Here is a 26,341-nt window from a genome sequence, read left to right as displayed (position 1 = left end):
ATGACTTATCTTCTTTCTTCGCCGCGCCGCTTCGGCCGCTTTTTCCTGTCGCTGAGCGGACTCGGGCGCATCGGCCTGATCATTTCGATCGCGTGGATCTTCATCGCGATCTTCGGATCAGCCATCGCGCCGTACGGCATGATGGACATGAGCGGCGGCAAGGTGTTCGCGTCGAGCAGTCTCGCCTATCCGCTCGGCACCGATTTCCTCGGCCGCGATCTGTTGAGCCGCATTCTGTTCGGCGCGCGTTATTCCATTGGGCTCGCGCTCGCCGCGACGCTGATCGCGAGCACGAGCGGCACGCTGCTCGCGCTGGTGTCGACGGTGATCGGCGGCTGGTTCGACGAGATCGTCTGTCGCATCGTCGATGCGCTGCTGGTGACGCCGAGCAAGATCCTCGCGCTCCTCGTGATCGCGATCTACGGCTCCGATCTGCGCGTACTGGTGCTGACCGCTGGCGTGATCTACATGCCGGGCGCGTTTCGCATCGCGCGTTCGCAGGCGGTCGGCATCAACGCGATGGAATACGTGACGGTCGCGCGGCTCAACGGCGAAAGCACGTTCCATATCGCCTGCCGCGAAATCCTGCCGAACATGATCCATCCGATGTTCGCCGACTTCGGTCTGCGCTTTGTCTACAACGTGCTGATGCTGAGCGGCCTGAGTTTTCTCGGTCTCGGCGTGCAGCCGCCGTATGCCGACTGGGGTTCGCTCGTGCGCGAGAACCTGTCGGGCCTGTCTTCCGGTGCGTCGGCGGTGATCATGCCGGCGCTCGCGATCGCCACCTTGACGATCGGCGTGAACCTTCTGATCGACAGTCTGGCCGTGCGCAGGCACGGCGGTGCAAGGGGGTAACCATGTCGACGGAACGTCTGGTGCAAGTTTCGAATCTGCAGGTAGTCGCATGCGGTGACGACGGCAACGAAGTGCCGATCGTCAAGGACGTGAGCTTCTCGATCCAGCGCGGCGAAGTGCTGGCGCTGATCGGCGAATCCGGCTCGGGCAAGACGACCATCGCGCTGACGCTGCTCGGCTATGCGCGGCGCGGCTGCCGGATCGCGGGCGGCCACGTCGGCGTCGGCGGGACCGACGTGCTGACGGCCTCGCCGGCGGCCCTGCGCGATCTGCGCGGCCGGCGCGTCGCGTATGTCGCGCAGAGCGCGTCGGCGTCGTTCAATCCGGCGCTGCGCATTATCGATCAGGTGATCGAGGGCGTGTGCGTGCGCCGTCTGATGAGTCGAAAGGATGCACGCACGAAGGCGGTCAGACTGTTTCGCGCGCTCGCGCTGCCGTCGCCGGACACCATCGGCGAGCGCTATCCGCATCAGGTCTCGGGCGGCCAGCTGCAGCGCCTGATGGCGGCAATGGCGCTGATGTCGGATCCGGAAGTGGTGGTGTTCGACGAACCGACCACCGCGCTCGACGTGACCACGCAGATCGAAGTGCTGCGCGCGTTCAAGCGCGCGATAGAGGAATTCCATATCAGCGCGGTGTACGTGTCGCACGATCTCGCGGTGGTCGCGCAGATCGCCGATCGCGTGCTGGTGTTGCGCAACGGCGAAATCCAGGAAGAGGGCGCGCTCGAGCAGATCATCGAGGCGCCCGCGCATCCTTACACGCGCAGTCTGATGGCCGCCGCCGAGCCGTCGTGCCGCCTGACCGAAGCCGACGCCGACCAGGCGCTCAAACAGCCGCCGCTGCTCGAAATCAGCGACCTGGTCGCGGGTTACGGCGAGCGCGACCGCGCGGGCATGCCCGCGGTGCGCGTGCTCGACGACATCAATCTGACCTTGCGGCGCGGCACCACGCTCGGCGTGATCGGCGAATCGGGGTCGGGCAAATCGACGCTCGCGTATGTGATTGCCGGGCTGCTCGCGCCGGCGAAGGGCGACATCCGCTTTGTCGGCAAGCCGCTGCCCGGTACGCATGCGAAACGCGATCGCGATCTGTATCGCTGCATCCAGCTGGTGTTCCAGAGCGCGGACAAGGTGCTCAATCCGGCTCAGGACGTCGGCACGATCCTCGCGCGGCCGCTTCGGTTGTTCGAGCGCTGCGCGCCGAGCGAAGTGCCGGCGCGCATTGCCCGTCTGCTCGATCTGGTGAAGCTGCCGGCCTCGATCGCGCGGCGGCGTCCCGCCGAGCTGTCGGGCGGGCAGAAGCAGCGCGTGAATCTGGCGCGCGCGCTCGCCGCCGAGCCTGAACTGATCATTTGCGACGAAGTGACGTCGGCGCTCGATACCGTCGTCGGCGCGGCGATTCTCGATCTGCTGGTCGAGCTGCGTCACGAGCTGAACATGTCGTATCTCTTCATCAGCCACGATCTCTCGACGGTGCGCTCGATCTGCGACGATATCGTCGTGCTGTTCAAAGGCCAGAAAGTCGATGCCTGCAATCGCAGCGCGCTGTTCAGCCAGCCGCGCCATCCGTACACGTCGCTGCTGATCGATTCGGTTCCCGAAATGCGTGCGAACTGGCTGGAGGAAACGGCGCTGCGCGCGAAGGCGTGAAGCGTGTTAAAACGCCGTTCAGCCTCACGACTGAACGGCGATAGCACCTGCAGAAAGGCTCAAAAATCAGGCGCGCCAGACCGCTTCGGCGAACCGGTAGCCCATGTTCATGCCAGACGGGTTCGACTTGTAGCCGCGGACTTTCTTCGATACGCCGTCGAGAATCACGTCGAACACCGGCACGACGGTGCCCGAACTGTCGTGGACCAGCGTCTGCATGTCGCCGTAGATCGCCTTGCGCTTGTTGAAGTCGCCTTCCGCGCGCGCCGAATCGAGCAGCTGATCGAGCTTCGGATCCTTCCAGCGCGCTTCGTTGGTCGGCGATTTTGACGAGTAGAACAGCTCGAAGATCATGCCGACGTTCGGCCGGTTCGAGATCGAGCCGTAGGTGATCGGACGCTTGGTCCAGTACGTCGACCAGTAACCGTCGGTCGGCACCTGGCGCACCACGAAATTGAAGCCCGCCTGAGCGCCGAAGCTCTGCAGGAACTGTGCGCCCTCGACGGACGACGCGATGCCCGGCTGGCAGAAAATCTCCATCGACTGGCCGGCGCAGCCGCTCTTCTTGATGTGGAACTTCGCCTTGTCGAGATCGAACTGCCGCTGCGGCAGGCCTTCGAGGAAGTATGGGTCCCATGGTGCGACCGGATGATCGTTGGCGATCACGCCATACGTCTGCATCACGTCGCTCACCATCCGCTTGCGATCCTGCAGATAACGCACCGCCGAGACGAAATCGGCGTTGCCGGTGATCGGATTGTCCTGACGCAAGATCAGGTCGGTGTAGATGCCGAGCTTGTTGGCCACCAGTTGCACGTTCTGATGGCCCTTCACCTGCGCGGCGTAGCGATGATCGACCAGCGAACAGATGTCGATGTCGCCCGCCAGCACCGCGTTCACGCGCGCCGCGTTGTCCGGCACGCCGATGATTTCGACGGTGTCGAGATACGGCAGGCCTGATTTCCAGTAGTTCGGATTGCGTTTGGCCGCGAACTTGCCGCCCGGCGTGAAGCTGTCGACGATGAACGGACCCGTGCCGGCCGGCTTGGCGAAGTCCTTCGTGTTGTTCTTCACGATCAGGAAATAGCTGCTGCCGAGCACCGACGGCAGATCGAAGTTCGGTCGCTCGAGCACCAGCGCCACTTCGTATTTACCGGCGGCCTTGATCTCCTTGAACTCGCTCGCGATCGCGAAAGCCTTCGATGCGTTGGCCGGATCCTTGTGACGCGCGAGCGAATAAACAACGTCCTCGCTGGTCATCTCGGCACCGTCGTGGAAATGCACGCCCTGCTTGAGCACGATGTGCCAGTTGCTGCCGTCGGTGCTTTCCAGCTTGTCGGCGAGCGCGTTGCTGGCGCTCAGTGTGCCGTTAAACTCGGTGAGCGCGTTGAACACGCAGAACTGCTTGGTCCAGTCGCCCGAATGTGCGCCCTTGGCCGGATCGAGCGTGTCTGACACAGACCCGTTCTGCACCGCCATGCGCACGTTGCCGCCCTTGCGCGGCGCCTCGTCCGCCGCTGCGATACCCGGCAGGGCGCTTGCCACGCCTGCTGCCGCGAACATCGAGAGGAAATCTCTTCTGCTGGTTTTCATGATGTTGTCCTCCTGTCTCTGGTGATCAACGAGCTCGCGGCACGAAATGTCGTGCGTCGCACGATCCGCTGATCCGGTCGCTCTGCGATCCATTTTATTGACGGATCCGTAGCGGACTCAAATGCGCCATTTTTGACCCCCAATCGCTTTTTGATATGGGCTTGCGCGAGCGAACGCGCCACGTCCGTGTCGCGCGAACTCGACGTCGACGTGCCGGGTTTCGCGCGGCGCTCACCATATCAAAAAAGGATGTCCTCCGAATATTTGTGAATTTGTCATCGCGAACATGGGTTCCTACACTACGACCTCACTTCAACGTTCTACTGCACGCATTTTCCAGAGGTCCCGCTCGAAAGTGAAACAACCGTTATTGAAAATCGACACCGACATGACGTTGCCCAGGCACGTCGACGTCGCGGTGATCGGCGGCGGCGCGGCGGGTGTGGCGACCGCCTACGAACTCAACCGGCTCGGCAAGCGCGTCGCGCTGTTCGAAAAAGGCCGCGTTGCCGCCGAGCAGAGCAGCCGCAACTGGGGTTGGTGCCGCACGCTTGGCCGCGATCTGCGCGAACTCGGCATGGCGAAACTGAGCGTCGAGCGCTGGACCGGTCTGGCCGACGAAATCGGCGCGGACGTGGGTTTCCGCAAGACCGGCATCACCTTCGTCACACGCAGCGAAGCGGAACTGGCGGGTTGGCAGGCCTGGTTCGATTTCGCGCGCAGAAGCGGCGTCGCCGCCGAGATGCTGTCGCGCGAGCAGGCCAATCGCGTCTACGCCGATGGCGGCGAGCCGTGGATCGGCGGCGTACGCACCTTCGACGACGGTTACGCCGATCCGTCGTGCGCGATTCCATTACTCGCGCAGCGCGCCGCCGTGCAAGGCGTATCGATCCTGCAGCACTGCGCCGTCAACGATCTGCTGATCGAAGGCGGGCGCGTCGCGGGCATCGAAACCGAGCGTGGCCGCGTGCGCGCCGATGCGGTCGTGATCGCTGCCGGCGCGTGGTCGTCGCTGTTTTGCCTGAAGCACAAGATCGTGCTGCCGACGCTCAATGTGTATTCGTCTGCGTCGAAGTCATGCAGCGACATCCGGCTCGCATTCAACGGGCCGCTGAAAACGCCGGAATTCGCCTTGCGCGAGCGGGCCGACGGCGGCTATACCCTCGCGAAGAGCGGGCGCGGCACTGTCCACGTGGTGCCCAACAGCCTGCGCTACGGCATGCGTTTCAAAGGGCTTTATGCGAGCCGCCGCAACAGCATCAAGGTGCGGTTCGGCGGCGAGTTCTTCCGGCAGCTGTGGAACGAGTTCAGCTACCTGCATCTCGGACGATCGCCTTTCGTGCGCAATCGCGTGCTCGATCCGGCGCCGGATTTGTCGCTGGTGCGATCGGCGTACGACGAGGCGCAGAAGGTGTTTCCGCAGTTCGATCCGTCGAAAGTCGATATCGCGTGGGGCGGGGCGATCGACAACACGCCCGACGGCATTCCGGTGGTCTCCGAGTGCAGCGAGCATCCCGGCGTGTATCTCTGTACGGGTTTCAGCGGACACGGCTTCAGCAGTGCGCTCGGCGCGGGGCGCATGCTGGCCGAGGCGATCGCGACGGGCAGGATGTCCGACGATCTGAAACACCTGGCACATCGGCGTTTCATGACGGGAGAAACGCTCGCGCCGAACATCATCTACTGACGATCAACCCGCGAGGCCCCGGATGCGCGTCTCGCGTCTGCCATTTCAGGAAAACTTATGAACCAGCACGATCTCGTAGAATCCGACCGTCGACATCTGATTCATCCGGTGGTCGACTATCGCGCGCACGAAGCGCGTGGCGTTACGATCCTGGAATCGGGCAAGGGCGTGTGGCTGCGCGACGCCGACGGCAACGAACTGCTCGACGCCTTCGCGGGCTTGTGGTGCGTGAACACCGGTTACGGCCAGCAAAGCATCGTCGAGGCGGCGAGCAGACAGATGGCGAAACTGCCGTACGCCACCGGCTATTTCCACTTCGGCTCCGAACCCGCGATCGAACTGGCGGACAAGCTCGTGTCGCTCGCGCCGAAGTCGCTGACGCGCGTGTACTTTTCGCTCGGCGGATCGGATGCGGTCGATTCGGCGGTGCGTTTCATCACGCATTACTACAATGCACTCGGCAAGCCGCGGAAAAAGCACTTCATCGCGCTCGAGCGCGGCTATCACGGCTCGTCGTCGTTCGGCTCGGGTCTCACTGCGCTGCCCGCGTTTCACCGCAACTTCGATCTGCCGCTTGGCAACCAGCATCACATTCCGTCGCCGTATCCGTACCGCAGCGCGACGCCCGACGATCCACAGGCGATCATCGCCGCGTCGGTGAAAGCGCTCGAAAACAAGGTCGAAGCACTCGGCGGCGCGCACAACGTCGCCGCGTTCTTTTGCGAACCGATCCAGGGTTCGGGCGGCGTGATAGTCCCGCCGCGCGGGTGGCTGAGGGCGATGCGCGACGCGTGCGAGCGGCTCGGCATCCTGTTCGTCGCCGATGAAGTGATCACCGGATTCGGGCGTACGGGTCCGCTGTTCGCGTGTCAGGACGAAAACGTCGAGCCGGATCTGATGACGATCGCGAAGGGGCTGACCGCCGGTTACGCGCCGATGGGGGCGGTGCTGATGAGCGAGGCGATCTATTCGGCGATCGCCGAAGCGGCGCCGCCCGACGCGCCGGTCGGCCACGGTCAGACCTACTCCGCGCATCCGGTCAGCGCGGCGATCGGCCTCGAAGTCATTCGCCTCTATCACGAAGGGGGGCTGCTCGCCAACGCCGCCGCGCGAGCGCCGCAGTTCGCGGCGGGCCTCGACGCGCTGCTCGACCATCCGCTCGCCGGCGATTCGCGCCATCGCGGTCTGCTCGGCGCACTCGAACTGGTCGCCGACAAAACGGCTCGCGCGCCGTTCGACGCCTCGCTGAAGCTGCCGGGCCGCATCGCGCAGGCCGCCTATCGCAACGGCGTGGTGTTCCGTGCGTTCGGCGACAACATCCTCGGCTTCGCGCCCGCGCTGTGTCTGAGCGAGGACGAATGCGCCGAGATGTTCCGCCGCGTGCGCCAAACCCTCGACGACGTGCTCGACGCCGCCGACGTGCGCGCCGCGCTGCGCCAGCGCGCGGCCGTCTGAGCCCGCGTCGCCATCGCAGAGAGACATTCACATGATCGAATTGCTGACCCGTTCCGACCTCGTTCGCGACGCCAACCTGATCGGCGGACGCTGGCTGCCCTCCGCGAGCGGCCGCACCTTCGCCGTCGCCAATCCGGCCAACGGCGACACGCTCGCGCGCATTCCCGACAGCCACGCCGCCGACGCGCGCGCCGCCACGGATGCCGCGCATGCCGCGTTTCCCGCATGGCGCGCAAGGCTGCCGCGCGAGCGCGCCGAAATCCTGCGCTGCTGGCACGCGCTGATCGTCGCGAATACCGAGGACCTCGCGCGGCTGATGTCGTCGGAACAAGGCAAGCCGCTGGCGGAAGCACGCGGTGAAGTGGCGTATGGCGCGGGCTACGTCGCGTGGTTCGCCGACGAAGCCGCGCACGTTCACGGCGACATCCTGCCGCCGCAGCAGCGCGGCAAGAGGATGACGGCGGTGAAGGAGCCGGTCGGGATCGTCGCGGCCATCACGCCGTGGAACTTTCCGCTCGCGATGATCGCTCGCAAGATTGCGCCCGCGCTCGCGGCGGGCTGCGTGGTGGTCGCCAAGCCGGCCGAGGACACGCCGCTGACCGCGCTCGCGCTGGCGCTGCTCGCGCAGGAAGCGGGCGTGCCGGACGGTGTGCTCAACGTGATCGCGGCGTCGCGCGAGAGCGGCATCGAAGCGGTGGCCGACTGGCTCGAAGACTCGCGCGTGCGCAAGATCACGTTCACCGGCTCGACCGCGGTCGGCAAGCTGCTCGCGCGCGATTCGGCGCGCACGCTGAAGAAGCTGTCGCTCGAACTCGGCGGCAACGCGCCGTTCATCGTGTTCGAGGACGCCGATCTCTCTGCCGCAGTCGACGGCGTGATCGCCGCGAAATTCCGCAATGGCGGGCAGACCTGCGTGTGCCCGAATCGCGTGTACGTGCACGCGTCGGTGTATGACCGTTTCGCGTCGATGCTGGCCGAGCGCGTCGGCGCGTTGAAGGTTGCCGCCGCCGCCGATCCGTCCGCGCAGATCGGTCCGATGATCAACGCGCGCGCGGTGGAAAAGATCGCGCGTCACGTCGATCACGCGGTCGAGCGCGGCGCGAAAGTGTTGACGGGCGGCCGGCGGTTGTCTGAACTCGGCGACAACTTCTACGCGCCGACCGTGCTCGTCGATGCGTCGAGCGACATGCTGTTCTGCAACGAGGAAACCTTCGGGCCGGTCGCGCCGCTCTTTTCGTTCGACGACGAAGCCGAGGTGATTCGCACGGCCAACGACACGCCATATGGCCTCGCCGCGTACTTCTATACGCAGGACATGCGGCGCATCGAGCGCGTGTCGGCGGCGCTGGAAGCGGGCGTGATCGGCGTGAACGAGGGCGCGGTGTCGAGCGAGGCGGCGCCGTTCGGGGGCATCAAGGAATCGGGCTATGGCCGCGAAGGTTCGCGCTACGGCCTCGACGACTATCTGGCGATCAAGTACGTGTGCCAGGGGGGACTCGCTTGATCTTTTCATCTTCATCGGTTGCCTCGATGGCGTACAGGAGGACATGTTGAGCACGCTCGAAGAGGCCGATCGCCGCCACTATTTCCATCCGGGCACGCACGCCTTCGATCACGCGAGCGGCGCGCTGCCGCCGTTGATCGTCGATCGCGCGAGCGGCATCCGGCTCACCGACGTCGAAGGCCGCGAGTACATCGACGGCTTCGCGGGTCTGTATTGCGTGAACGTCGGCTATGGCCGCGAGGAAATCGCCGTGCGGATCGCGGAGCAGTGCAAGCGGCTGTCGTACTACCACAGCTACCAGGGCGCGGGCCACGCACCGGCGATCGAACTGTCGCAACGGCTGATCGAGCAGTGGGCGCCGCCGGGCATGATCAAGGTGTACTACGGCATGTCCGGATCGGACGCCAACGAAACGCAGATCAAACTCGTCTGGTACTACAACAACATCCTCGGCCGCCCGAACAAAAAGAAAATCATCGCGCGCGACCGGGCGTATCACGGCTCCGGCATCGTGACCGGCGGCCTGACCGGGCTACCGGTGTATCACGCCAATTTCGATGCGCCGTTCGACCGCGTGATTCGTGCGATGTGTCCGGACTACTATCGCCGCCCCGATCCCGCCATGAGCGAAGCGCGTTTCACCGAACAATGCGTCGCCGAACTCGAAGCGCTGATCGAGCGCGAGGGCGCGGACACGATCGCGGCGTTCATCGCCGAACCGATGAACGGCACCGGTGGTATCGTGCCGCCGCCAGCCGGCTACTGGCCCGCGGTGCAGGCGCTGCTCAGGCGTCACGACATCCTGCTGATCGCCGACGAAGTGGTGTGCGGATTCGGCCGTCTCGGCGCGCGCACCGGTTGCGAGCGCTTCGGCATCGCGCCCGATCTGGTGACCTTCGCGAAGGGCCTGACGAGCGGCTACGCGCCGCTATCGGCGGTGGTGGTCGGCGAGGCGTTCTGGGACGTGCTGATGCGCGGATCGCGCGAGCAGGGGATGATGGGCCACGGCTGGACCTACTCGGGACATCCGCTCGGCGCGGCGGCCGCGCTCGCGAATCTCGACATCATCGAGCGCGAAGGGCTGGTGCAGAACGCGGGCGACGTCGGCGGCTATCTGCTCGAACGGCTGCGCGCGACGCTTGGCACGCACCACGCGGTCGGCGACATTCGCGGCGTCGGCATGATGCTGGCGGTCGAGCTGATGCGCGATCCCGCCGCGCGCGAGCGCTTTCCCGCCGATCAGCGGATCAACGCGCGCGTGGTCGCGGCGGCGCGCGAGCGCGGCTTGCTGATTCGCGCGCTCGGCACGGATATCGTCGGCTTCGCGCCGCCGCTGATTACAACGCACGATGACGCCGACGAGATCGTGAGTCGCATGGCGGCGGCACTCGACGAAGTGCTGTCTTGACGAAACTGGTGAGCACCACGATGAATACCGACACACAACCGCTGGCCGTTCCGGCGATCGGCCTCGGCACCTGGCAATCGGAACACGACGACGGCGTGCGCGCGGTGCGCAGCGCGATCGAAAGCGGCTATCGCCATATCGACACGGCGCCGCGCTATCAGAACGAAGCGGCGGTCGGCGAAGGCATCCGCCAAAGCGGCATCGCGCGCGACTCGCTATTCGTGACCACCAAGGTTTGGTGGACCGACCTGCATGCGCCCGCGCTGCGGCAATCGGTGGAACGCAGCCTCGCCGCGCTGAAACTCGATTACGTCGATCTGCTGTTGATCCATTGGCCAAACCCCGACATTCCGCTCGAGGAGACGCTCGACGCGCTGGCCGAAGCGCACCGGCAGGGCCGGGCGCGCAAGATCGGCGTATCGAATTTCCCGGTGGCGTGGCTGGAGCGCGCGGTTGCCTCGTCGCCGGTACCGCTGTCGGTGAATCAGTGCGAGTACCACCCGTATCTGAACCAGCGCAAGGTCCTCGCGGCATGTGCGAAGCACGGCATCACGTTCGTCGCGCATACGCCGCTCGGCAGCGGCCGACTGCTGCAGGATCCGTCGGTCGCCAGGATCGCTGCGCGCTACGGCAAATCGGTTTCGCAGATCCTGCTGCGCTGGCTGATCCAGCAGCCGGGTGTGGCCGCATTACCGAAATCGGGCAATCCGCGGCGCATCGCCGAAAACATCGACGTATTCGATTTCGCGCTGAGCGGCGACGATATGCGCGCGATCGCCGGGCTCGCACGGCCGGACGGGCGGGTTAGCAAGGCTGCCTGGTCGCCGGAATGGGATGCTGCGTCAAATGGTGCGACGTGTGACCACGGCAGAGCAGCTTAATCGTCAGGGGCTCGCCTTGTCGCTGTACAGCGCGCCTGGCTTGCCGTGGTGCTCGATATCGGCATCGAAGCTCCCCGAAGCTGGATCCTCCAGCGGGCGGCAAGCTTACGACGAACGCGAATCGGACATTTGAACTTGGTCAAAAGCGGACATTTGAACTTAGCCACTACAAGTCAAAAATGCGATAATTTGCATTATGTCAAATAAAAAATAACCCCGTTCCCAGCACCACGCTCCTTGCGATCCGACTCTCCTCAGCGCGGCTCATCCATTTGCTGCCCGACGATCATTGCGGCACCTGCGCAACAGGTTCCGCCGTTGCCGGCTGCACCGGCGCTGAACCGCTCGCCGGCTGCGGCACGGTCATCTGCTCCGCCTGTACGACCCAGCCGCCGCCCATCGCCATATAGAGGTTGACGAGATTCGTCAGCGTCGCGGCCCGGGTCTGAGTCTGCTGCAGTTCCGCGTTGAACAGATTGCGCTCGGCATCGAGCACCTCGAGGTAGCTCGTATAGCCGCCCTCGTAGCGCAGCCGCGCAAGCCGCAGATACTTGCGCAGCGATTCGACCTGCTGGCTCTGAATCTCAAACTGCTCGCGTGACTTTTGCACCGAGATCAGCGCGTCGTCGACCTGCTGGAACGCAACCTTGACCGCATTTTCGTAGGCGAACAGCGCCTCCTGCTGACGCGCGTCGGCCTGCTGGTTCTGGCCGTAAATGTTGCCGCCCGTAAACAGCGGCATCGCTGCCGAGCCGGCAAACGACCATACCCGCGCAGGTCCCGTGAAGAGGCTCGAGAACTGCGTACTCACTGATCCGAACAGCCCCGTGAGTGAAATTTGCGGGAAATACAGTGCGCGCGCCGCGCCAATCAGCGCATTTTGCGCGACGAGGTTCTGCTCGGCCTGCAGCAGGTCCGGCCGGCGTTCGAGCAGATCCGAAGGCATACCCTGAGGCACGGCGGGCGTCGACAGATCCACCAGCGCGCGGCCGCGCAGGATCGGCTCCGGATTGCTGCCGAGCAGCACCGAGAGCGCGTCTTCCTGCTGCGCGATCTGCTGCTCGAATTGCGGGATGGTCGCCTTCGTCGCCGCATAGTCGGACTGGCTCTGTGCAAGCTCCATATCCGAGGTCTGGCCGAACTGCTGGCGCAGCGTGAACACATGCACGGAATCGGCCCGGCTCACGGTTGTGCTCTGCGCGATTTCGAGTTGCGCGTCGAGGCTGCGCAGCGTGATATAGGACGTCGCGACCGATGCGACGAGCGTCAGGATCGTCGCGCGGCGGCTCTGTTCGGCGGCGTTCACGTTGGCACGCGCCGCCTCGGTTTCGCGCCGTACCTGGCCAAACAGGTCGATGGTCCAGAACGCCGACACGCTCGCCTGGAACTCGTTGAAGACCGGCGAGACGCCGGCCGGTATCGGCGTCGGCCCGTTCTGCGATGCGCGCTCGCGCGCCGCGCTGAAACCGGCGCTCGCCTGCGGGAACAGCGCCGAGCGCGTGCTCACGAACTGGCCCATGAACTCGTCGACACGCGCAGCCGCCTGCTTCACGTTGAGGTTGTTCTCGAGCGCGGTCTTCACCAGGCCGTTCAGCACCGGGTCGTCGAACTGCTCCCACCACGCGGTGTTGGCAACGTCTGCCGCTTCCGGGTACGCAAACCGGTACGTTGCCGGCACGTCCACTTTGGGCCGCTCATAGTCAGGGCCGAGCAGACAGCCGTTCAGCATCCCGCTGAGCAGGACTGGCGCCGCGACGCGCGCGAAGGCTGTGGCACGCATCTCAGTCGTCCTCGTGCCGCGCGGACGGCGTGACGGTCGGCGAGCCAGGGCCGCCGGACGCCGGCGGCGTTCCGCTGCCAGGCACGGTTGTGTCCTTGCCGCCGCCCTTGCCCGAGCCAAGCGACTCGATCCCCCAGTAGAACATCGGAATGAAGAACACGGCGATCGCGGTTGCACCCAGCATCCCGCCGATCACGCCTGTGCCGATCGAATGGCGGCTGTTTTGCGAGGCGCCGAGCGCAATGGCGAGCGGCACGCAGCCGAGGATGAACGCAAGCGACGTCATCACGATCGGCCGCAGGCGTTCTTCCGCCGCGATCAGCGCGGCGTCGTATGGTGTCTTGCCCGCCTCCCGGTTCAGCACCGCAAACTCGAAGATCAGGATCGCGTTCTTTGCGGCGAGCGCGATCAACATGGTCAGCCCGATCTGGAAGTAGACGTCGTTGTTCAGGCCGCGCAGCAGAATCGCGAGCAGCGCGCCGAACAGGGCGAATGGCACCGCCATGAGCACGCCGAGCGGCAGCGACCACTTCTCGTATTGCGCGGCGAGGATCAGGAATACCATGACGATCCCGAACACGAACACGAGCCCCCCGGTCGAACCCGACTTGATCTCTTCGAACGCCTCGCCGCTCCACCCTACGCCGTAGCCCGGCGGCATCTGCGCGGCGAGTTCCTTCAAGGTGCCGATCACCTGGCCCGAACTGTAGCCCGGCGCCGCATTTGCCGTAATCTTCACCGCCGGGAAGTTGTTGAAGCGCGTGATCAGATCGGGTCCCGTGACGTACTTGTAAGTCATCACCGCCTTGATCGGCACCATGTTGTTCGAGCGGCTGCGCACGTAGATCTGGTCGAGGTCGGCGGGCGTGAGCCGGTAGCGCGGGTCGGCCTGAACGATCACCTGCCAGAGCCGCGCGTCCTTGTTGAACTGCGACACGTAAAGCGAGCCGAACATCGTCTGCATGGCGCTGTACACCTCTTCGACCGGCACGCCGAGCGTCTCCGCCTGGTCGCGGTCGACGTTCACGAGCAACTGCTGCGAACTCGCGTTGAACGTCGTGGTCACGCCGGTCAGCTCGGGGCGCGCCCTCGCCTTCGCCATGAAGTCCTGTACGACGCCCGCGAGTTGCTGAATCGAACCGTCTCCGTGACTTTCGATCCACATCTCGCTGCCGCCTGTCGTACCGAGACCCGGAATGGACGGCGGATTCACCGGGATGACGAGGCCCTCCTGAATTTTCGAGAGCGTTTCGTAAGCCTTGATCAGCACCGCGCGCGCGTTTTGCTCCCTGATGTTCGAGAATTTGTACCGTTCGTCGAAACCCCTCAGGCCGACGAAGAACGTGCCCGCGTTGTTCTTGTTCTGGCTGTCGAGCAGACTGTAGCCGTTCACGATCGTGATGCTGCTGACCGCCGCCTGCTTCATGAAATAGTCGGTGACCTTGTCGCCCACGTCCGCGGTCCGGTCGAGGCTCGCCGCATCTGGCATGACGATCGCGCCAAGCAGATAGCCCTGGTCCTCGGGCGGCAGGAAAGCGCCCGGGATCGACTTGCCCATCATGACGGCGAGCACGATCACGGCCCCGAAAACGAGGAGGCCCAGCACGTAGCGCCGGATCATGAACTGCACGGCGCGCCCGTAGCCGGCCGTCATGCGCTCGAACTGATGGTCGAACCACCGGAAGAAGCCCTTTTTCTCATGGTGCGCGGGCTTGAGCAGGATGGCGGCAAGCGCCGGCGACAGCGTGAGCGCCACGATGCCCGAGAACACCACCGAGATCGCAATCGTGATCGCGAACTGCTTGTACAACTGTCCGGTGATGCCGCCAAGGAACGCAACCGGCACGAACACGGCGCACATGACGAGCACGATCGCGATGACCGGGCCCGATACCTCGTCCATCGCTCGCTTGGCGGCGTCTTTCGGGCTGAGCTTGAACACGGTCATGTTGCGCTCGACGTTCTCGATCACGACGATCGCGTCGTCCACGACGATGCCGATGGCGAGCACCATCCCGAACAACGTCAGCATGTTGATCGAAAAACCCAGCGCCGCCATCCCCATCGCCGTGCCGACGATCGACACCGGTACGGCCAGCACCGGAATGAGCGTCGCGCGCAGGCTCTGCAGAAACACGTACACGACGATCACCACCAGCACGAGCGCTTCGAAGAACGTATGGACCACGTCGGCGATCGACGCACGCGTGAATTCCGTTGTATCCATCGCGACCTGATAGTCGAGCCCTTCAGGAAATGAAGTCTTGAGCTCCGCAAGCGTCTCGCGCACCTGCTTCGAGACGTCGAGCGCATTCGCGCCCGGCTGCTGGTAGACCGCTATGATCGTCGCCGGCTTGCCCTGGTAGGTGGTGCGGTTCGAATAGCTCTTCTGACCCAGCTCGGCCCGGCCGATGTCTTTCAGGCGGACGATCGCCGCGCCGTTACTTGCTGCGCGGATGATGATGTTGTCGAACTCGGCAGGCGTCGCGAGCCGCCCGGTGGTCGTCACCGCGAACGACTGCTCGACCGGGTTGCCGGTTGGCGCCTGGCCGACGGTGCCGACCGCGAATTGCTGGTTCTGGGCCCGCACGGCATTCTGCACGTCGCCGGCGGTGATGCCGAGCTGCGCCATGCGATCGGGCTTCAGCCAGATCCGCATCGCATAATCTGGCGTGCCAAAGATCGACGACTGGTTCGCGCCCGGAATCCGCTTGAGCGTGTCGAGCACGTAGACGTTCGCGTAGTTCGCGATATAGGTCGGATCGAAGCGCTCGTCTGGCGAGTAGATCGCGATCACCATCATGAAGGCGTTCGACTTCTTCTGGACCTGGACGCCCTGCGACTGCACCTGCTGAGGCAGTTGAGGCAGCGCGAGGTTCACGCGGTTCTGCACGTCGACCTGGGCGAGTTCCGGATTGGTGCCGATACCGAAGAACACGTTGAGCGTGTAGTTGCCAGTCGACGAGCCGGACGAATACATGTAGATCATGTTGTCCGCACCGTTGACCTGTTGCTCGATCGGCGCGGCCACATTGTTCGCCACGACGTCCGCGCTGGCCCCCGGGTAGGTCGCGGAGACCGTGATCTGCGGCGGTGTGACGTCCGGATACTGCGCGATGGGCAGCGCGAGCATCGTCAATGCGCCGCCGAGCGTGATCACGATCGAGATGACGGACGCGAAGATGGGTCGGTCGATGCAGAAGTGCGAGATATTCATCGAGTCGCCTCTTACTGCGACGCACCGCCGGTTTTGGCCGGCACCGTCGCTCGCTCGCCCCCGCTAACCTGTGGCGCCGACGCGCCACCCTTCTCGACGATCGCCTTGCCGCCGGTCTGCGTCGAGGGGAGCGTCCCGGCAATCTTGAGCGGCACGTCGGGCACGACGCGGATCGCGCCGTCCACCACGATGCGCTCGCCGGACTTCAGGCCATCGTTGATGAACCAGTTGTCGCCGCTCCAGTCGCCGACTTCGACCACCCGCTGTCTGGCCTTCGACTCATTGTCCACAACCCATACGAAGTGGCTCCTGGCGCCCTGCAGCACTGCCCGTTGCGGCACGAGGATCGCATTCGGCCGCGTCGCGCCCGACACGCGCGCGCGCACGAACTGCCCCGGCCGCAGCGTACCCTTCGGGTTCGCGAGTGTGGCCCGCACGAGGAACGTACCCGTGTCGGTGCTGAACGCCGGATTCGCAAAGCTGATGGTGCCGTGCTGCGGAAACTCCGTGCCGTCGGCGAGGATCACGGCCACCACGAACTCGCTGTTCGGCGGAAAGATCAGCTTGCCGGCCGCAATTTCGTCCTGAAAGTGGAGCATTTCGTTTTCGGAAATGCTGAAGTTCACCCAGATCGGATCGAGCTGATAGACAAACGTAAGGAGACCAGATGAATTGGCGATCAGATAGCTGCCGTCCTGCTGTCTTGCGTAGCTCGCGAGTCCATCCAGCGGCGACTTGATTGTCGTGTAGCCGAGATTGAGTTCCGCGGTCTCCACCTGCCCTTGCGCCGAAATCACCGCGGCCTGGGCCTGCTTCTCGTTGCCAACCGCGTCGTCGAGATCCTTCTGGCTCAATGCCTGCTGCGCGGCGAGCGGCTTGACCCGGGCGAGATTCTGCTGTGCTACCGTGAGCCGCGCCTGCTGCTGCGCAAGCTCGCCCCGCGCCGTCTGCAGCGCGGCCTGAAACGGCTTCGGATCCATCAGGAACATCGTCTGGCCGGCCTTCACCTTGTCGCCTTCGGAATACGTCCGCCGGTCGAGAAAGCCGTCCACGCGAGCACGAATTTCGACTTCACGCGAACTCTGCGTCTGTGCCGTGAACTCGAGCTGGACCGGGGTGTCCTGAGCCGTGACCGTCATCACCGTGACTTCCGGTGCGCCGAGCGCCGGCGGCCCCGCTGCCTTCTTGCAGCCGGCGAAGAGCGTCAGGGCAACGGCGACGAGGATTAGCGGCAGGCGGTGCCGGCGTGCCGCAACCCGGGGTAACGGTCGATGCCCGGGAAAAAACGGTCCGCTCATGAATGGCCTCCCGCAACGCGCCGGACCTGCGCTTCGCCCCGGTGCGCGCGCCATGGTCGCCTTTTCGTTGCCCGCTTACTGTTCGCGATCCGGACCAGCAAGGATCCGTACCCTGCGCTCGATGCGACGCCGGCCAGGACAGGGCTAGCCGGCTTGCCGCTCCTGGACGAAATGTCCATGCCGGTTATGACTTCCTCGATACATCGCGCCCGTTGATTTACGCAATGACCGGCATGATTTTTCGTCCTCTGGCTGGGGCGTCGGGCATCGGGCGCGCTCGAAAGCGCCACCGGAGCCGCCCGGCGCCCGGCTATCGGGCCGCATTGTCACGGCACTCGTAGTCGTGAAGTTTGGTAGCGGTCCAGGGCAAAAACAATGGGACTTTGGTCCGATATCCTGCTGCGCACGCCTTTTGCTGTTCACGGCGCGCAACGAACACCGGGTCACCGCCACCGTGCTGGCCAATGCGATGGAGTGGTTCGACTTCGCCGTCTTCGCAGCGATAATGCCGGTCATGGGCTCGCCACTGGCGCCGGTGCTCTATGCGATGATCGGCATCGCGCTCGGTCTCGTGGCCGTTGTGGCGTTGAAGCCGAAGATGTGGCGACTGGCGCGTGCCTTGACGCGCTCCCTTACGTCACCTTCCTGTCGCCAGGATTCCGTCGCTGTCCGACGCCGTCTGTGCGTTCGGCGTGCTCCCTGCGCGTTCAATCTGCACCTGCATCGACCGTGCTTCGGTCAATCCCAGCGCTTTTGCCGCGGCATACGAGAGATCGATGATTCGGCCTTTCACGTAGGGTCCGCGATCGTTGATGCGCACCACGACCGACTTTCCGGTTGCCACCGATCTGACACGCACATAGCTGCCGAGCGGCAAGGTTCGATGGGCAGCCGTGAATGCGCCGGTATTGAAGCGTTCTCCGTTTGCGGTCTCATGTCCCTGGAACTTCTCCGCGTACCAGGATGCCTCGCCGGATTGCATCGCCTCGTGCCGCAGATGGCAGGACTCGCCCCTGCACGCTGCTTGCCGGGACGCCATCTGTCCGCACGCTGTGAACAACGCACAGATTGCGAAAACGCTCAAATAGCGTAGTGATGGCATCGTGGACCACATGTCAGTCAATGAGCGATGGCTCAACGCTCTCAAAGGCGCTGAGCATACCGCGTTCCCGGTCGACACGAAATGCTGGCAACTTTTCAGGTTCCATGCAATGGTCTCGTAAATCCGGCCCTCATTTTTTGGCAGGTTCCCGAAAAGCGCCCCTTCGATCGGAGGAAGGGGCTCGTCAACACCATCGCTTATTGACCGAAGTAAATCGGCTTCATGCTGTCACCGGCGGCGGGTGCCCCGGACGCCGACGTACTGCCTGCCATCCCGCCGTAACCGCTCGCGCCGTTCTGCGCGGCAACGCGTGCTTCGGCAGCCTGGATATCGGCTGGGTAGCTGGTGTTGTCGCCGTCACCTGGGCGGTACCCCGCCTGTTCGAGCTGGACAAGCTCGGCGCGGACCTGCTCAGGCGTCACGGCGCTGTTCGATTGTGCGAACGAGACGGCAGGGGCTGCCATAATACTAAGGATAACGAAAATTTTACCAAGGGATTTCATGATGAAGTTCCTCTAACGATTGCCACGTAGGGAGCGAAAAGCGTGAACCGATGCGCAGGTTCAATACGCTATCGCCAATTTTCCCGCGCCCCCGCGGACCTCCATGACTTGACGGAGGCCTGATTCCCCGTTCGTTGTGTCCGCCACGTTCTTGTTTGCACTGCCCGGCGACCTGCGTCGACTCCACCTGAAGCGCAGGCTGCACCGTGGGTCCGTTGCCACCATGCGTGATGATCGAAATTGCGCAGAAAATCGGCGCGGCGGCGCTCACGGAGGTAGTGCGCCGTCACGCCGGCCGCAGCGATCGCAAGCACGATCGTGCCGGCAGCCATACCCAGCCAGGTCGGGTCCACGTCGGTCTCCCCGGTTACGCCGCGGCGCTTGCACGCTCCGTGTGTCGTTGGACGCTCAGCCGTGGTAGTAGCCGTCGCCGACGGAGTTTTCCAGCACGCCGTCGACATATACGCCAACGGGGTCGCCGTCGGCGGACGTGAGCAGTGAGCCGGGGTGCTGGCCGACGATTTTGATCCGGCCGCCCTGGAACCTGGCCATTTCCCGGTGATCGAGTTCTACCGATTTTTGAAGATCGCGGATGGTGAGTGTGGTCATGAGGGGTCTCCTCGAACAGGACGGTAGCAGGAACAGTCAAGCGGCGAGCCGCTTGCAACACGCCATGCACATGTCATGCCATTCCGGAGCGATCCGCGCGGCGCCCTTGCCAACGTGCATCGCGATGACGCGAGTCTGGGCGCGACCATCACCTGGCCGGGCGATGTTGGGCAATCTCCAACAGGCCGGCTGCGGTTCGTGGCAGCCGGCCTGTTGCGATCATTCGTGGGTTGCCTCGCTCGCGGCGATCCGCGCGTCGATCGCCGTGCGCACCGAGATCACCACGTCGGCCCACTCGCCGCGGCGCGTTTGGCGGAACAGACGCGCGTTGGCGTACCACGGGCTGTCGTCGCGATTGAGCTGCCAGCGCCAGTCCGGTGTGAACGGCAGCGCAATCCACACGGGCTTGCCGAGCGCGCCCGCCAGATGGGCAACCGCCGTATCGACGGCGATCACCAGATCGAGTTGCGCGACGAGCGACGCCGTTGCCGAAAACGTCGTGAGGCGCGCGCCGGCGTCGATCAGCCGGCCGCGCTGCACGAGTTCATCCATGCACACGCGGTCGCGCTCGCGCAGTTCTTTTTGCAGCGACACGAAACGCACGTCGGCGTCGAAAAGCGGCAGGAGTGCCGCAAGCGGCATCGAGCGATTGCGATCGTTCACGTGCGTCGTGCTGCCCGACCAGACGAGGCCCACACGCAGCCGCCGATCGCCGACGTCACCGGTGCCGATGACGTCGGACCACGACGCGCGCGCCGCAGCGTCGGCGTCCGCGCCCAGATACGCGCCCGAAGCCGCGAAATCCGCCTCGCGCAGCGCGAGTGCGTGCGGCAGGCTCAACATCGGCACGTGGTAGTCGAACGCGGGCAGCGCAGACGAATCGCCGATTACGCTGGCCGCGCCCGCCACATTCTGGAGCAACGGCAACAGCGCGTCCTGCACGCGCACGATCACGTTCGCGCCCTTCGCGTGCAGGCGCTCGACGAAGCGCACGAACTGCAACGTGTCGCCGAGACCTTGTTCCGCATGCACGAGCACGGTCTTGCCCGCGAGCGGCTGGCCCTTCCACTGCGTCGCGTCGGGGAAATCGTGCGTCATCGTGCCGTCGCGCCAGCGCCATTCGTATTCGCGCCAGCCGTGCTCGAATTCGCCGAGCAGCAGATTGGTCTGCGCGCGATTGGTGCGCGCACCTGCGTCGTTCGTGTCGATCGACAATGCCTTCTTGAACTGGCGCAGCGCGTCGTCGAAGCGATGCAGGTCGCGCAACGCGACGCCCAGGTTGACGTACGCGGCGGCGAAATTCGGCTTGAGTTCGATCGCCCGCCGATACGCGTCGAGTTCCTCGTCGTAAAGGGGGCGATGATGAAGCGGCGTTTCAGGCGATTCAGTGCCCCGAGCGCGTCCGGCCATGGATCGAGACGATGCCAGGCCAGGTTGAGTTCGCCGATCTCGGCGTCCGTCACGCCGGCAATACCGCTGCGCGCCAGCACCTTCACGAGGTTCTCGCGATGCAGAACGTCGAGGCGCACGTAAGACCGGCGGCCGCTGCGGATTTCCTCCATGGCAGGCGAATACTCGCGTCGCCAGGCGTCGGCGAACTCGAAAGCGTCGAGGTGCGGTGCGTGGCGGTGCAAAAACGCGGCGGCTTCCCTCGCGACGCCGCTTCGCCAGTCCACAACGGTGCCGAAGACGTCGAATACAAGAGCCTTGATTTCGGTACGGTTCGTCATAGGGGCCAGGGTGAGCAGTGGATCGAAGCACGACAGGGTGAAGCGCCAGGGCCAACCGGCAAAGGCGGCGCAACGTACATTGAAGCACTTGAGCGGGGTTCTTGCTCACTGTCGGCGGGGGCGGCACGATCGTCCAGCCAGTTGGACAAAGAGACCTTCCTTTGGACGCGCACGCGCATCCGCCCTACGATGCGTGTCGCCACGCTCACTCCGAAACGCCCGCCATGTCCTCAACATCCGCTTATCTCCCGCACGATCTCGATAGCGCGCTGCTCGTCGGCCGTGTCTGGCGGCCCACCCCGGAGGGCGACGGACCCTGCGTGGTCGTCGTGCGCGGCGGCATGGTCTTCGATATTTCGGAGGCGGCGCCCACCACCGCCGACTTGTTCGATTACGACGATCTGCTCGATGTCGTGCGGCATACGCCCGGCGAGCCGCTCGGCACCGTAGAGGCGCTGCTCGAACACAGCTTCGCGGGCGATCGCCCCGCGGATCGCCCCTGGCTGCTCGCGCCGTGTGACCTGCAGGCCATCAAGGCCTGCGGCGTGACGTTCGCGGTGAGTCTTCTGGAGCGCGTGATCGAAGAACAGGCCGGCGGCGATCCCGCCAAGGCACAGGACGTGCGCACCGAGATCACGAAACTGATCGGCGCCGATCTTTCGAAGATCAAGCCGGGTTCCGAGGCCGCGAGCAAGCTGAAGGAGGAACTTCAGCGCCGTGGAGCGTGGTCGCAATACATGGAGGTCGGCATCGGTCCTGACGCCGAGGTGTTCTCGAAATCCCAGCCGATGTCCGCGGTGGGCTTCGGCGCCGATATCGGCCTGCATCCCGCCTCGGCGTGGAATAACCCCGAACCCGAGATTGTCCTCGCGGTCAACAGCCGGGGCGAGGTGGTTGGGGCGACGCTCGGCAACGACGTCAATCTGCGCGATATCGAAGGCCGCTCGGCCCTGCTGCTCGGCAAATGCAAGGACAACAACGGCTCGTGCGCGATCGGTCCGTTCATTCGTCTATTCGACGAACACTTCACGCTCGACACGGTTCGCACCACCAGCGTCTCGCTGCGCGTGGAAGGCGCCGGCGACAACTTCCTGCTCGAAGGCGTGAGCCATATGCAGGAAATCAGCCGCGACCCGCTCGATCTCGTTTCGCAGGCGTGGGGCCGCCACCATCAGTATCCGGACGGTTTCATGCTGTTCCTCGGCACGATGTTCTCGCCGATCAAGGACCGCGATGCGCCTGGCGGCGGCTTCACGCATCACCTCGGCGACCGCGTCACGATCAGCGCGCCGCCGCTTGGCGCCATCGTCAACACCGTGCGCCTTTGCACCGAAATCGAACCGTGGACGTTCGGCGTACGCGCCCTTTATGCCAATCTCGCCGAGCGCGGTCTTTTTTAATCTGGAGTGGATGCCGTAATGCAGACAGAAAACAACGCGACGTTCGCGCGTATCGACGAAGCCGCCGCGCTCGCACACGAAGCCCAGGCCTTTTACGGCGCCGCTTCGCGTGCCGTGCGCAGCGCCCTGCTGCGCGGCCTCGCCGACGCGCTCGAGCGCGACGCCGCCCAGCTCGTCGCGATCGCCGACGAAGAAACGTCGCTTGGCGCCGCACGCTTGAATGGCGAACTCGCGCGCACCGCGTTTCAGCTGCGCGGCTTTGCCGAGCGCGTGGAAGCGGGCATCGCCAATCGCCACGTCGACGACGCAGCCGTGCCCGGCGCGCCGCCCGCAGGCCGCCCTCACCTCACGCGTGTGCAACTGCCTCTCGGACCTGTCGCCATGTTCTCGGCGAGCAATTTCCCGTTTGCGTTCTCGGTGCTCGGCGGCGATACGGCCTCGGCGCTCGCTGCGGGGTGCACGGTGATTGTGAAGCCGCACCCGGGCCATCCCGAACTGTCGCGCCGCGTGCATGCGCTCGCTGAGCGCGTGCTGCGCGAACAGGGCCTGCCGGAGGGCGTGATCGCGTTCGTCGATCAGGCTTCGCGCGAAGCGGCCGTGTACCTCGTCGGTCATGCCGATGTCGCGGCGGTGGCGTTCACGGGCTCCTATCAGGGTGGCGTGGCCCTGTGGCGCGCGGCCAATGCGCGTCGCCGGCCGATTCCGTTTTATGGCGAACTCGGCTCGATCAATCCGCTCGTCGTGCTGCCGCACGCACTCGCGGACGGCGTCGACACGCCTGCCGCGACCCTCGCCGCCTCGATCACGATGGGCTGCGGGCAGTTCTGCACGAGCCCCGGGGTGATCGTCGTGCGCGACGACGCCGATGGTGAGCGCTTTGCGCATGCGCTGGCACAAGCGTTGTCCGCGCAAAAGCCGCACGCCATGCTCACGGCCGCGATGCGTCACGGTTTCGAAAGCGCCGCCGCGCATATCGCGAGCCAGGCGGGCGTGAGCGTGCGTCTCGCCGCGCCGGCGCACGACGAAGAAGCCGCTGCGCCCGCGCCGCGTCTGTTCGAAACCGACGCGCAGACGTTCATCGCCAACGCGGCGCTGCACGAAGAGATGTTCGGCCCGGCCGCGCTGATCGTGAAGGTGCGCGACGAAGCGCAGACACTCGACGTGCTCGGCGCGGTGGAAGGTTCGCTCACGGTCACGCTGTGGGGCGCGCAGGCCGATACGCCGGCCAATCGCGCGCTCGCAACGGCTGCGCAACGTATCGCAGGGCGCGTGCTGTTCGGCGGTGTGCCAACTGGCGTTGCCGTGTGCGATGCGCAGCAGCACGGCGGCCCGTGGCCCGCTTCGACGCAGCCGCACACCACCTCCGTGGGCTATGCGGCGATCGAGCGTTTCCTGCGCCCCGTTGCGTTGCAGGATGCACCGCAGTGGGCGATTGCCGCGACGAGTGGAACGGCAACGGCATAAGGCAGCACAAGCAGGATCGAAGCGTTAAAAGAAGCGGAGACCGGATGTCGAATCCGGTCTCCTTTCAGCGTTGGGTCTCTATCTTTCCCAGCGACGCCGACCGTTGCGCATGACTCGCACCAATACCAATCAGTCGTAAAGCACCGCCGCGATCTTCGGGTCGCTCATATTGGTCTTGTCGTACCAGTAAAAGCCCGTGTCGATTTTCTTCGGCAGCGTTTCGCCCTTCAACGCCTTCGCCGCGGAATCGACGACGCACTTGCCGATGCCGACCGGGTTCTGCGTGATCGCGCCCGCCATCAGGCCGGACATGATAGCTTCCTTCTGCTCCTTGCCCGAGTCGAAGCCAATCAGCACCAGCTTCTTGCCCGACTCCTTCACGCCGATCGCCGCGCCTTCCGCCGAGCCTTCATTGGCGCCGAAAATGCCCTTGAGGTTCGGATTCGCCTGAATCATGGCCTTGGCGATTTCCGCCGACTTCAGGTGGTCGCCCGCCCCGTACTGCACGGAAACGATCTTGATGCCCGGATGCTTCGTCTTCATCTCATTGAGGAAGCCGTCGCGCCGGTCGATACCCGTGCGGCTCGTCTGGTCGTGCACGATCACGCCGACTTCACCGGAATTGCCGATCATCTCCGCCATCTTGTCGGCGGCGAGCGCGGCGGCGGCGAGGTTGTCCGTGGCGCAGGTCGTGAGCGGAATATCGCTGTCGACGCCCGAGTCGAACGCAATCACAGGGATCTTGCTGGACTGCGCGCGTTTGAGCAGCGGAATGGCGGCCTTGCTGTCGAGCGCGGCAATGCCGAGCGCCTGCGGCTTCTTGGCGAGCGCGGCCGAAAGCATGTCGATCTGCTTGTCGACCATGGCCTCGGTTTCAGGACCTTCGAACGTGATCCTGACGTTGTTCGCCTTCGCCGACTGTTCCGCGCCGGATTTCACGGCTTGCCAGAACTGATGCTGAAATCCCTTCGAAATGATCGGAATATAGGGTTCCTCAGCGTAAGTCAGGCTGGACGCGCCCACGAGCGCGCCCACTCCGATCACGGCACCGATCAGTTTTCTTTTCAACATGACATTTCTCCTCCTAAGGTGGGCCATAGACCTCCAGCCGTTGCGGGAGCCCTGTTCGACTCCCCGTTCTTTCCGTGCTCCTGCCGTCTCCTCTTCTAGCGCTTCTTGCGGCGCAGGATATCCGCGTAAACCGCGAGAATGATGATGAGGCCCGTCACCACGATCTGCCATTCCTGCGCGACCGACATGATGCGCAGGCCGTTGGTCAGCACGCTCATGATGAACGCGCCGATGATGGTGCCGAGTATCGTGCCCGAGCCGCCGCTCAGCGACGTGCCGCCGATCACCACCGCCGCGATGGCTTCCAGCTCATAGCCCTGGCCAAGCGCCGGTTGAGCCGAGTTCAGGCGCGAAGCGATCAAGAGCCCTGCAATACCGCAGATCGCGCCGCCGAGACCGTAAATCGCGATCTTCCAGCGATCGACATTCACGCCGGAAAGGCGCACGGCCTCTTCATTGCTGCCGAGCGCGAACGTATAGCGCCCGAGCGCCGTGCGGTTCAGCGCGATCGAACTCATAATGGCGAGCACGAACAGGATCAGCACGGCGTTCGGCACGGGCACGCTGGGCAGGAAATAGCCGATCAGCGAGTCCTGTGAAATCATGTAGAAGTTTTCGGTGTCGGTGAAATAGATGGGCTTGTCGGACGAGACGACGAGCGAGAGCCCTTTGAGCAGCAGCATCATGCCGAGCGTAGCGATGAACGGCGGGATTTTCATCTTCGCCGTCAGCGTGCCGGAAATGGTTCCGCACACCGCCCCCGTGCCGATTGCGGCGAGCACGCCGATCCACATCGGCAAATGCCAGTAGGTCAGAAACACGCCGCAAATCACGGCCGTAAAGGTCATCAGCGTGCCGACCGACAAATCGATGCCGCCTGTGATGATGATGAACGTGCTCGCAATGGCGAGCACGCCGTTCACGGCGGTTGCCTGCAGAATGCCGAGGATGTTGTCCATCTGCATGAAGGCAGGCGAGGCGAAGCTGAAAAAGATCAGCAGCAGGATCAGGCTGGCGAACGCCAGCATTTTCTGCAACGCAGTGGGCGAGAAAATGCGCGCCTTCAAACCGGACGACCGTTTCTGGTCGGCCAGCGCCGCAGTATCCGATTGCATAGTCATGGATTCGACCT

The 26,341-nt window shown here is 64.5% G+C and carries 19 protein-coding genes and 1 pseudogene; 9 read left to right on the top strand and 11 right to left on the bottom strand.

The window, feature by feature from the left end; all coding sequences use genetic code 11:
* Nucleotides 1-855 (top strand): ABC transporter permease, encoded by an 855-nt coding sequence (locus C7411_RS14260; RefSeq protein ID WP_110384926.1) that lies wholly within the window; start codon nt 1-3, stop codon nt 853-855.
* Between the two features lie 2 nt (nt 856-857).
* Entirely contained in the window at nt 858-2,507 is a 1,650-nt protein-coding gene (locus tag C7411_RS14255) for an ABC transporter ATP-binding protein (protein WP_110384925.1), read from the top strand.
* A 66-nt stretch (nt 2,508-2,573) separates the two neighbouring features.
* Here C7411_RS14255 and C7411_RS14250 read toward each other — a convergent pair whose 3' ends face one another.
* Nucleotides 2,574-4,100 (bottom strand): ABC transporter substrate-binding protein, encoded by a 1,527-nt coding sequence (locus tag C7411_RS14250; protein ID WP_243413157.1) that lies wholly within the window; start codon nt 4,098-4,100, stop codon nt 2,574-2,576.
* Between the two features lie 388 nt (nt 4,101-4,488).
* On the opposite strand from C7411_RS14250, the gene C7411_RS14245 reads away from it, so the two are divergent.
* The 5 genes from C7411_RS14245 to C7411_RS37495 are packed head-to-tail and all read left to right on the top strand — an operon-like array spanning nt 4,489 to nt 11,035.
* Complete coding sequence (locus C7411_RS14245) at nt 4,489-5,787, top strand: NAD(P)/FAD-dependent oxidoreductase (protein ID WP_165822807.1); 1,299 nt, start codon at nt 4,489-4,491, stop codon at nt 5,785-5,787.
* A 57-nt stretch (nt 5,788-5,844) separates the two neighbouring features.
* Nucleotides 5,845-7,242, top strand: coding sequence for an aspartate aminotransferase family protein (locus tag C7411_RS14240; protein ID WP_110384922.1), 1,398 nt, complete (start codon nt 5,845-5,847; stop codon nt 7,240-7,242).
* A 31-nt stretch (nt 7,243-7,273) separates the two neighbouring features.
* A complete protein-coding gene (locus tag C7411_RS14235; RefSeq protein ID WP_110384921.1) occupies nt 7,274-8,746 on the top strand; it encodes an NAD-dependent succinate-semialdehyde dehydrogenase in 1,473 nt (490 codons plus the stop codon).
* A 43-nt stretch (nt 8,747-8,789) separates the two neighbouring features.
* Nucleotides 8,790-10,154, top strand: coding sequence for an aminotransferase (locus C7411_RS37500; protein WP_165822806.1), 1,365 nt, complete (start codon nt 8,790-8,792; stop codon nt 10,152-10,154).
* A gap of 20 nt (nt 10,155-10,174) precedes the next feature.
* On the top strand, nt 10,175-11,035 hold the full coding sequence (locus C7411_RS37495) for an aldo/keto reductase (protein ID WP_165822812.1): 861 nt from the start codon (nt 10,175-10,177) through the stop codon (nt 11,033-11,035).
* 286 nt (nt 11,036-11,321) lie between these two features.
* Here C7411_RS37495 and C7411_RS14225 read toward each other — a convergent pair whose 3' ends face one another.
* The 8 genes and pseudogenes from C7411_RS14225 to C7411_RS38130 all read right to left on the bottom strand — a co-directional run.
* Nucleotides 11,322-12,815, bottom strand: coding sequence for an efflux transporter outer membrane subunit (locus C7411_RS14225; protein WP_110384920.1), 1,494 nt, complete (start codon nt 12,813-12,815; stop codon nt 11,322-11,324).
* A 1-nt stretch (nt 12,816) separates the two neighbouring features.
* The gene (locus tag C7411_RS14220; RefSeq protein ID WP_110384919.1) at nt 12,817-16,032 is read right to left on the bottom strand and encodes an efflux RND transporter permease subunit; all 3,216 of its coding nucleotides are present in this window, start codon (nt 16,030-16,032) and stop codon (nt 12,817-12,819) included.
* An 11-nt stretch (nt 16,033-16,043) separates the two neighbouring features.
* Entirely contained in the window at nt 16,044-17,330 is a 1,287-nt protein-coding gene (locus C7411_RS14215; RefSeq protein WP_110384918.1) for an efflux RND transporter periplasmic adaptor subunit, read from the bottom strand.
* Nucleotides 17,331-17,967: 637 nt separating this feature from the next.
* The gene (locus C7411_RS14210; RefSeq protein WP_243413156.1) at nt 17,968-18,312 is read right to left on the bottom strand and encodes a septal ring lytic transglycosylase RlpA family protein; all 345 of its coding nucleotides are present in this window, start codon (nt 18,310-18,312) and stop codon (nt 17,968-17,970) included.
* Nucleotides 18,313-18,629: 317 nt separating this feature from the next.
* On the bottom strand, nt 18,630-18,935 hold the full coding sequence (locus C7411_RS14205; protein ID WP_110384917.1) for a DUF4148 domain-containing protein: 306 nt from the start codon (nt 18,933-18,935) through the stop codon (nt 18,630-18,632).
* Nucleotides 18,936-19,343: 408 nt separating this feature from the next.
* Nucleotides 19,344-19,544, bottom strand: a complete 201-nt coding sequence (locus C7411_RS14195; protein WP_110384915.1) for a hypothetical protein — start codon at nt 19,542-19,544, stop codon at nt 19,344-19,346.
* Between the two features lie 219 nt (nt 19,545-19,763).
* Nucleotides 19,764-20,954, bottom strand: a complete 1,191-nt coding sequence (locus tag C7411_RS14190) for a tetratricopeptide repeat protein (protein WP_110384914.1) — start codon at nt 20,952-20,954, stop codon at nt 19,764-19,766.
* Nucleotides 20,882-21,274, bottom strand: a pseudogene (locus C7411_RS38130) (HAD family hydrolase); the annotation flags it as partial. The gene C7411_RS14190 and the pseudogene C7411_RS38130, both read right to left, overlap by 73 nt.
* A 224-nt stretch (nt 21,275-21,498) precedes the next feature.
* On the opposite strand from C7411_RS38130, the gene C7411_RS14180 reads away from it, so the two are divergent.
* Both C7411_RS14180 and C7411_RS14175 read left to right on the top strand, forming a co-directional pair.
* Nucleotides 21,499-22,674 carry a fumarylacetoacetate hydrolase family protein gene (locus tag C7411_RS14180; RefSeq protein WP_110385060.1) on the top strand — a complete coding sequence of 392 codons (1,176 nt, stop codon included), beginning with the start codon at nt 21,499-21,501 and terminating at the stop codon, nt 22,672-22,674.
* 18 nt (nt 22,675-22,692) lie between these two features.
* A complete protein-coding gene (locus C7411_RS14175) occupies nt 22,693-24,138 on the top strand; it encodes an aldehyde dehydrogenase (NADP(+)) (RefSeq protein ID WP_110384913.1) in 1,446 nt (481 codons plus the stop codon).
* Between the two features lie 129 nt (nt 24,139-24,267).
* Here the strand turns inward: C7411_RS14175 and C7411_RS14170 are convergent, their stop codons facing one another.
* Both C7411_RS14170 and C7411_RS14165 read right to left on the bottom strand, forming a co-directional pair.
* A complete protein-coding gene (locus C7411_RS14170; RefSeq protein WP_110384912.1) occupies nt 24,268-25,209 on the bottom strand; it encodes an ABC transporter substrate-binding protein in 942 nt (313 codons plus the stop codon).
* Nucleotides 25,210-25,304: 95 nt separating this feature from the next.
* Nucleotides 25,305-26,330, bottom strand: a complete 1,026-nt coding sequence (locus C7411_RS14165; protein WP_110384911.1) for an ABC transporter permease — start codon at nt 26,328-26,330, stop codon at nt 25,305-25,307.
* Nucleotides 26,331-26,341: the final 11 nt, after the last annotated feature.

It is taken from the genome of Paraburkholderia silvatlantica, from assembly GCF_003096715.1.
GTDB lineage: Bacteria > Pseudomonadota > Gammaproteobacteria > Burkholderiales > Burkholderiaceae > Paraburkholderia > Paraburkholderia silvatlantica.
This window is presented reverse-complemented; position numbering and strand designations above follow the sequence as displayed.

Excerpts from the sequence above, each read along its gene's own strand:
- C7411_RS37495 (WP_165822812.1), top strand. The coding sequence starts at position 10,175 with ATGAATACCGACACACAACCGCTGGCCGTTCCGGCGATCGGCCTCGGC.
- C7411_RS37500 (WP_165822806.1), top strand. The coding sequence starts at position 8,790 with ATGTTGAGCACGCTCGAAGAGGCCGATCGCCGCCACTATTTCCATCCG.
- C7411_RS14255 (WP_110384925.1), top strand. The coding sequence starts at position 858 with ATGTCGACGGAACGTCTGGTGCAAGTTTCGAATCTGCAGGTAGTCGCA.
- C7411_RS14210 (WP_243413156.1), bottom strand. The coding sequence starts at position 18,312 with ATGCAATCCGGCGAGGCATCCTGGTACGCGGAGAAGTTCCAGGGACAT.
- C7411_RS14235 (WP_110384921.1), top strand. The coding sequence starts at position 7,274 with ATGATCGAATTGCTGACCCGTTCCGACCTCGTTCGCGACGCCAACCTG.
- C7411_RS14220 (WP_110384919.1), bottom strand. The coding sequence starts at position 16,032 with ATGAATATCTCGCACTTCTGCATCGACCGACCCATCTTCGCGTCCGTC.
- C7411_RS14195 (WP_110384915.1), bottom strand. The coding sequence starts at position 19,544 with ATGACCACACTCACCATCCGCGATCTTCAAAAATCGGTAGAACTCGAT.
- C7411_RS14190 (WP_110384914.1), bottom strand. The coding sequence starts at position 20,954 with ATGGCCGGACGCGCTCGGGGCACTGAATCGCCTGAAACGCCGCTTCAT.
- C7411_RS14175 (WP_110384913.1), top strand. The coding sequence starts at position 22,693 with ATGCAGACAGAAAACAACGCGACGTTCGCGCGTATCGACGAAGCCGCC.
- C7411_RS14165 (WP_110384911.1), bottom strand. The coding sequence starts at position 26,330 with ATGACTATGCAATCGGATACTGCGGCGCTGGCCGACCAGAAACGGTCG.
- C7411_RS14260 (WP_110384926.1), top strand. The coding sequence starts at position 1 with ATGACTTATCTTCTTTCTTCGCCGCGCCGCTTCGGCCGCTTTTTCCTG.
- C7411_RS14205 (WP_110384917.1), bottom strand. The coding sequence starts at position 18,935 with ATGAAATCCCTTGGTAAAATTTTCGTTATCCTTAGTATTATGGCAGCC.
- C7411_RS14240 (WP_110384922.1), top strand. The coding sequence starts at position 5,845 with ATGAACCAGCACGATCTCGTAGAATCCGACCGTCGACATCTGATTCAT.
- C7411_RS14215 (WP_110384918.1), bottom strand. The coding sequence starts at position 17,330 with ATGAGCGGACCGTTTTTTCCCGGGCATCGACCGTTACCCCGGGTTGCG.
- C7411_RS14250 (WP_243413157.1), bottom strand. The coding sequence starts at position 4,100 with ATGAAAACCAGCAGAAGAGATTTCCTCTCGATGTTCGCGGCAGCAGGC.
- C7411_RS14225 (WP_110384920.1), bottom strand. The coding sequence starts at position 12,815 with ATGCGTGCCACAGCCTTCGCGCGCGTCGCGGCGCCAGTCCTGCTCAGC.
- C7411_RS14245 (WP_165822807.1), top strand. The coding sequence starts at position 4,489 with ATGACGTTGCCCAGGCACGTCGACGTCGCGGTGATCGGCGGCGGCGCG.
- C7411_RS14170 (WP_110384912.1), bottom strand. The coding sequence starts at position 25,209 with ATGTTGAAAAGAAAACTGATCGGTGCCGTGATCGGAGTGGGCGCGCTC.
- C7411_RS14180 (WP_110385060.1), top strand. The coding sequence starts at position 21,499 with ATGTCCTCAACATCCGCTTATCTCCCGCACGATCTCGATAGCGCGCTG.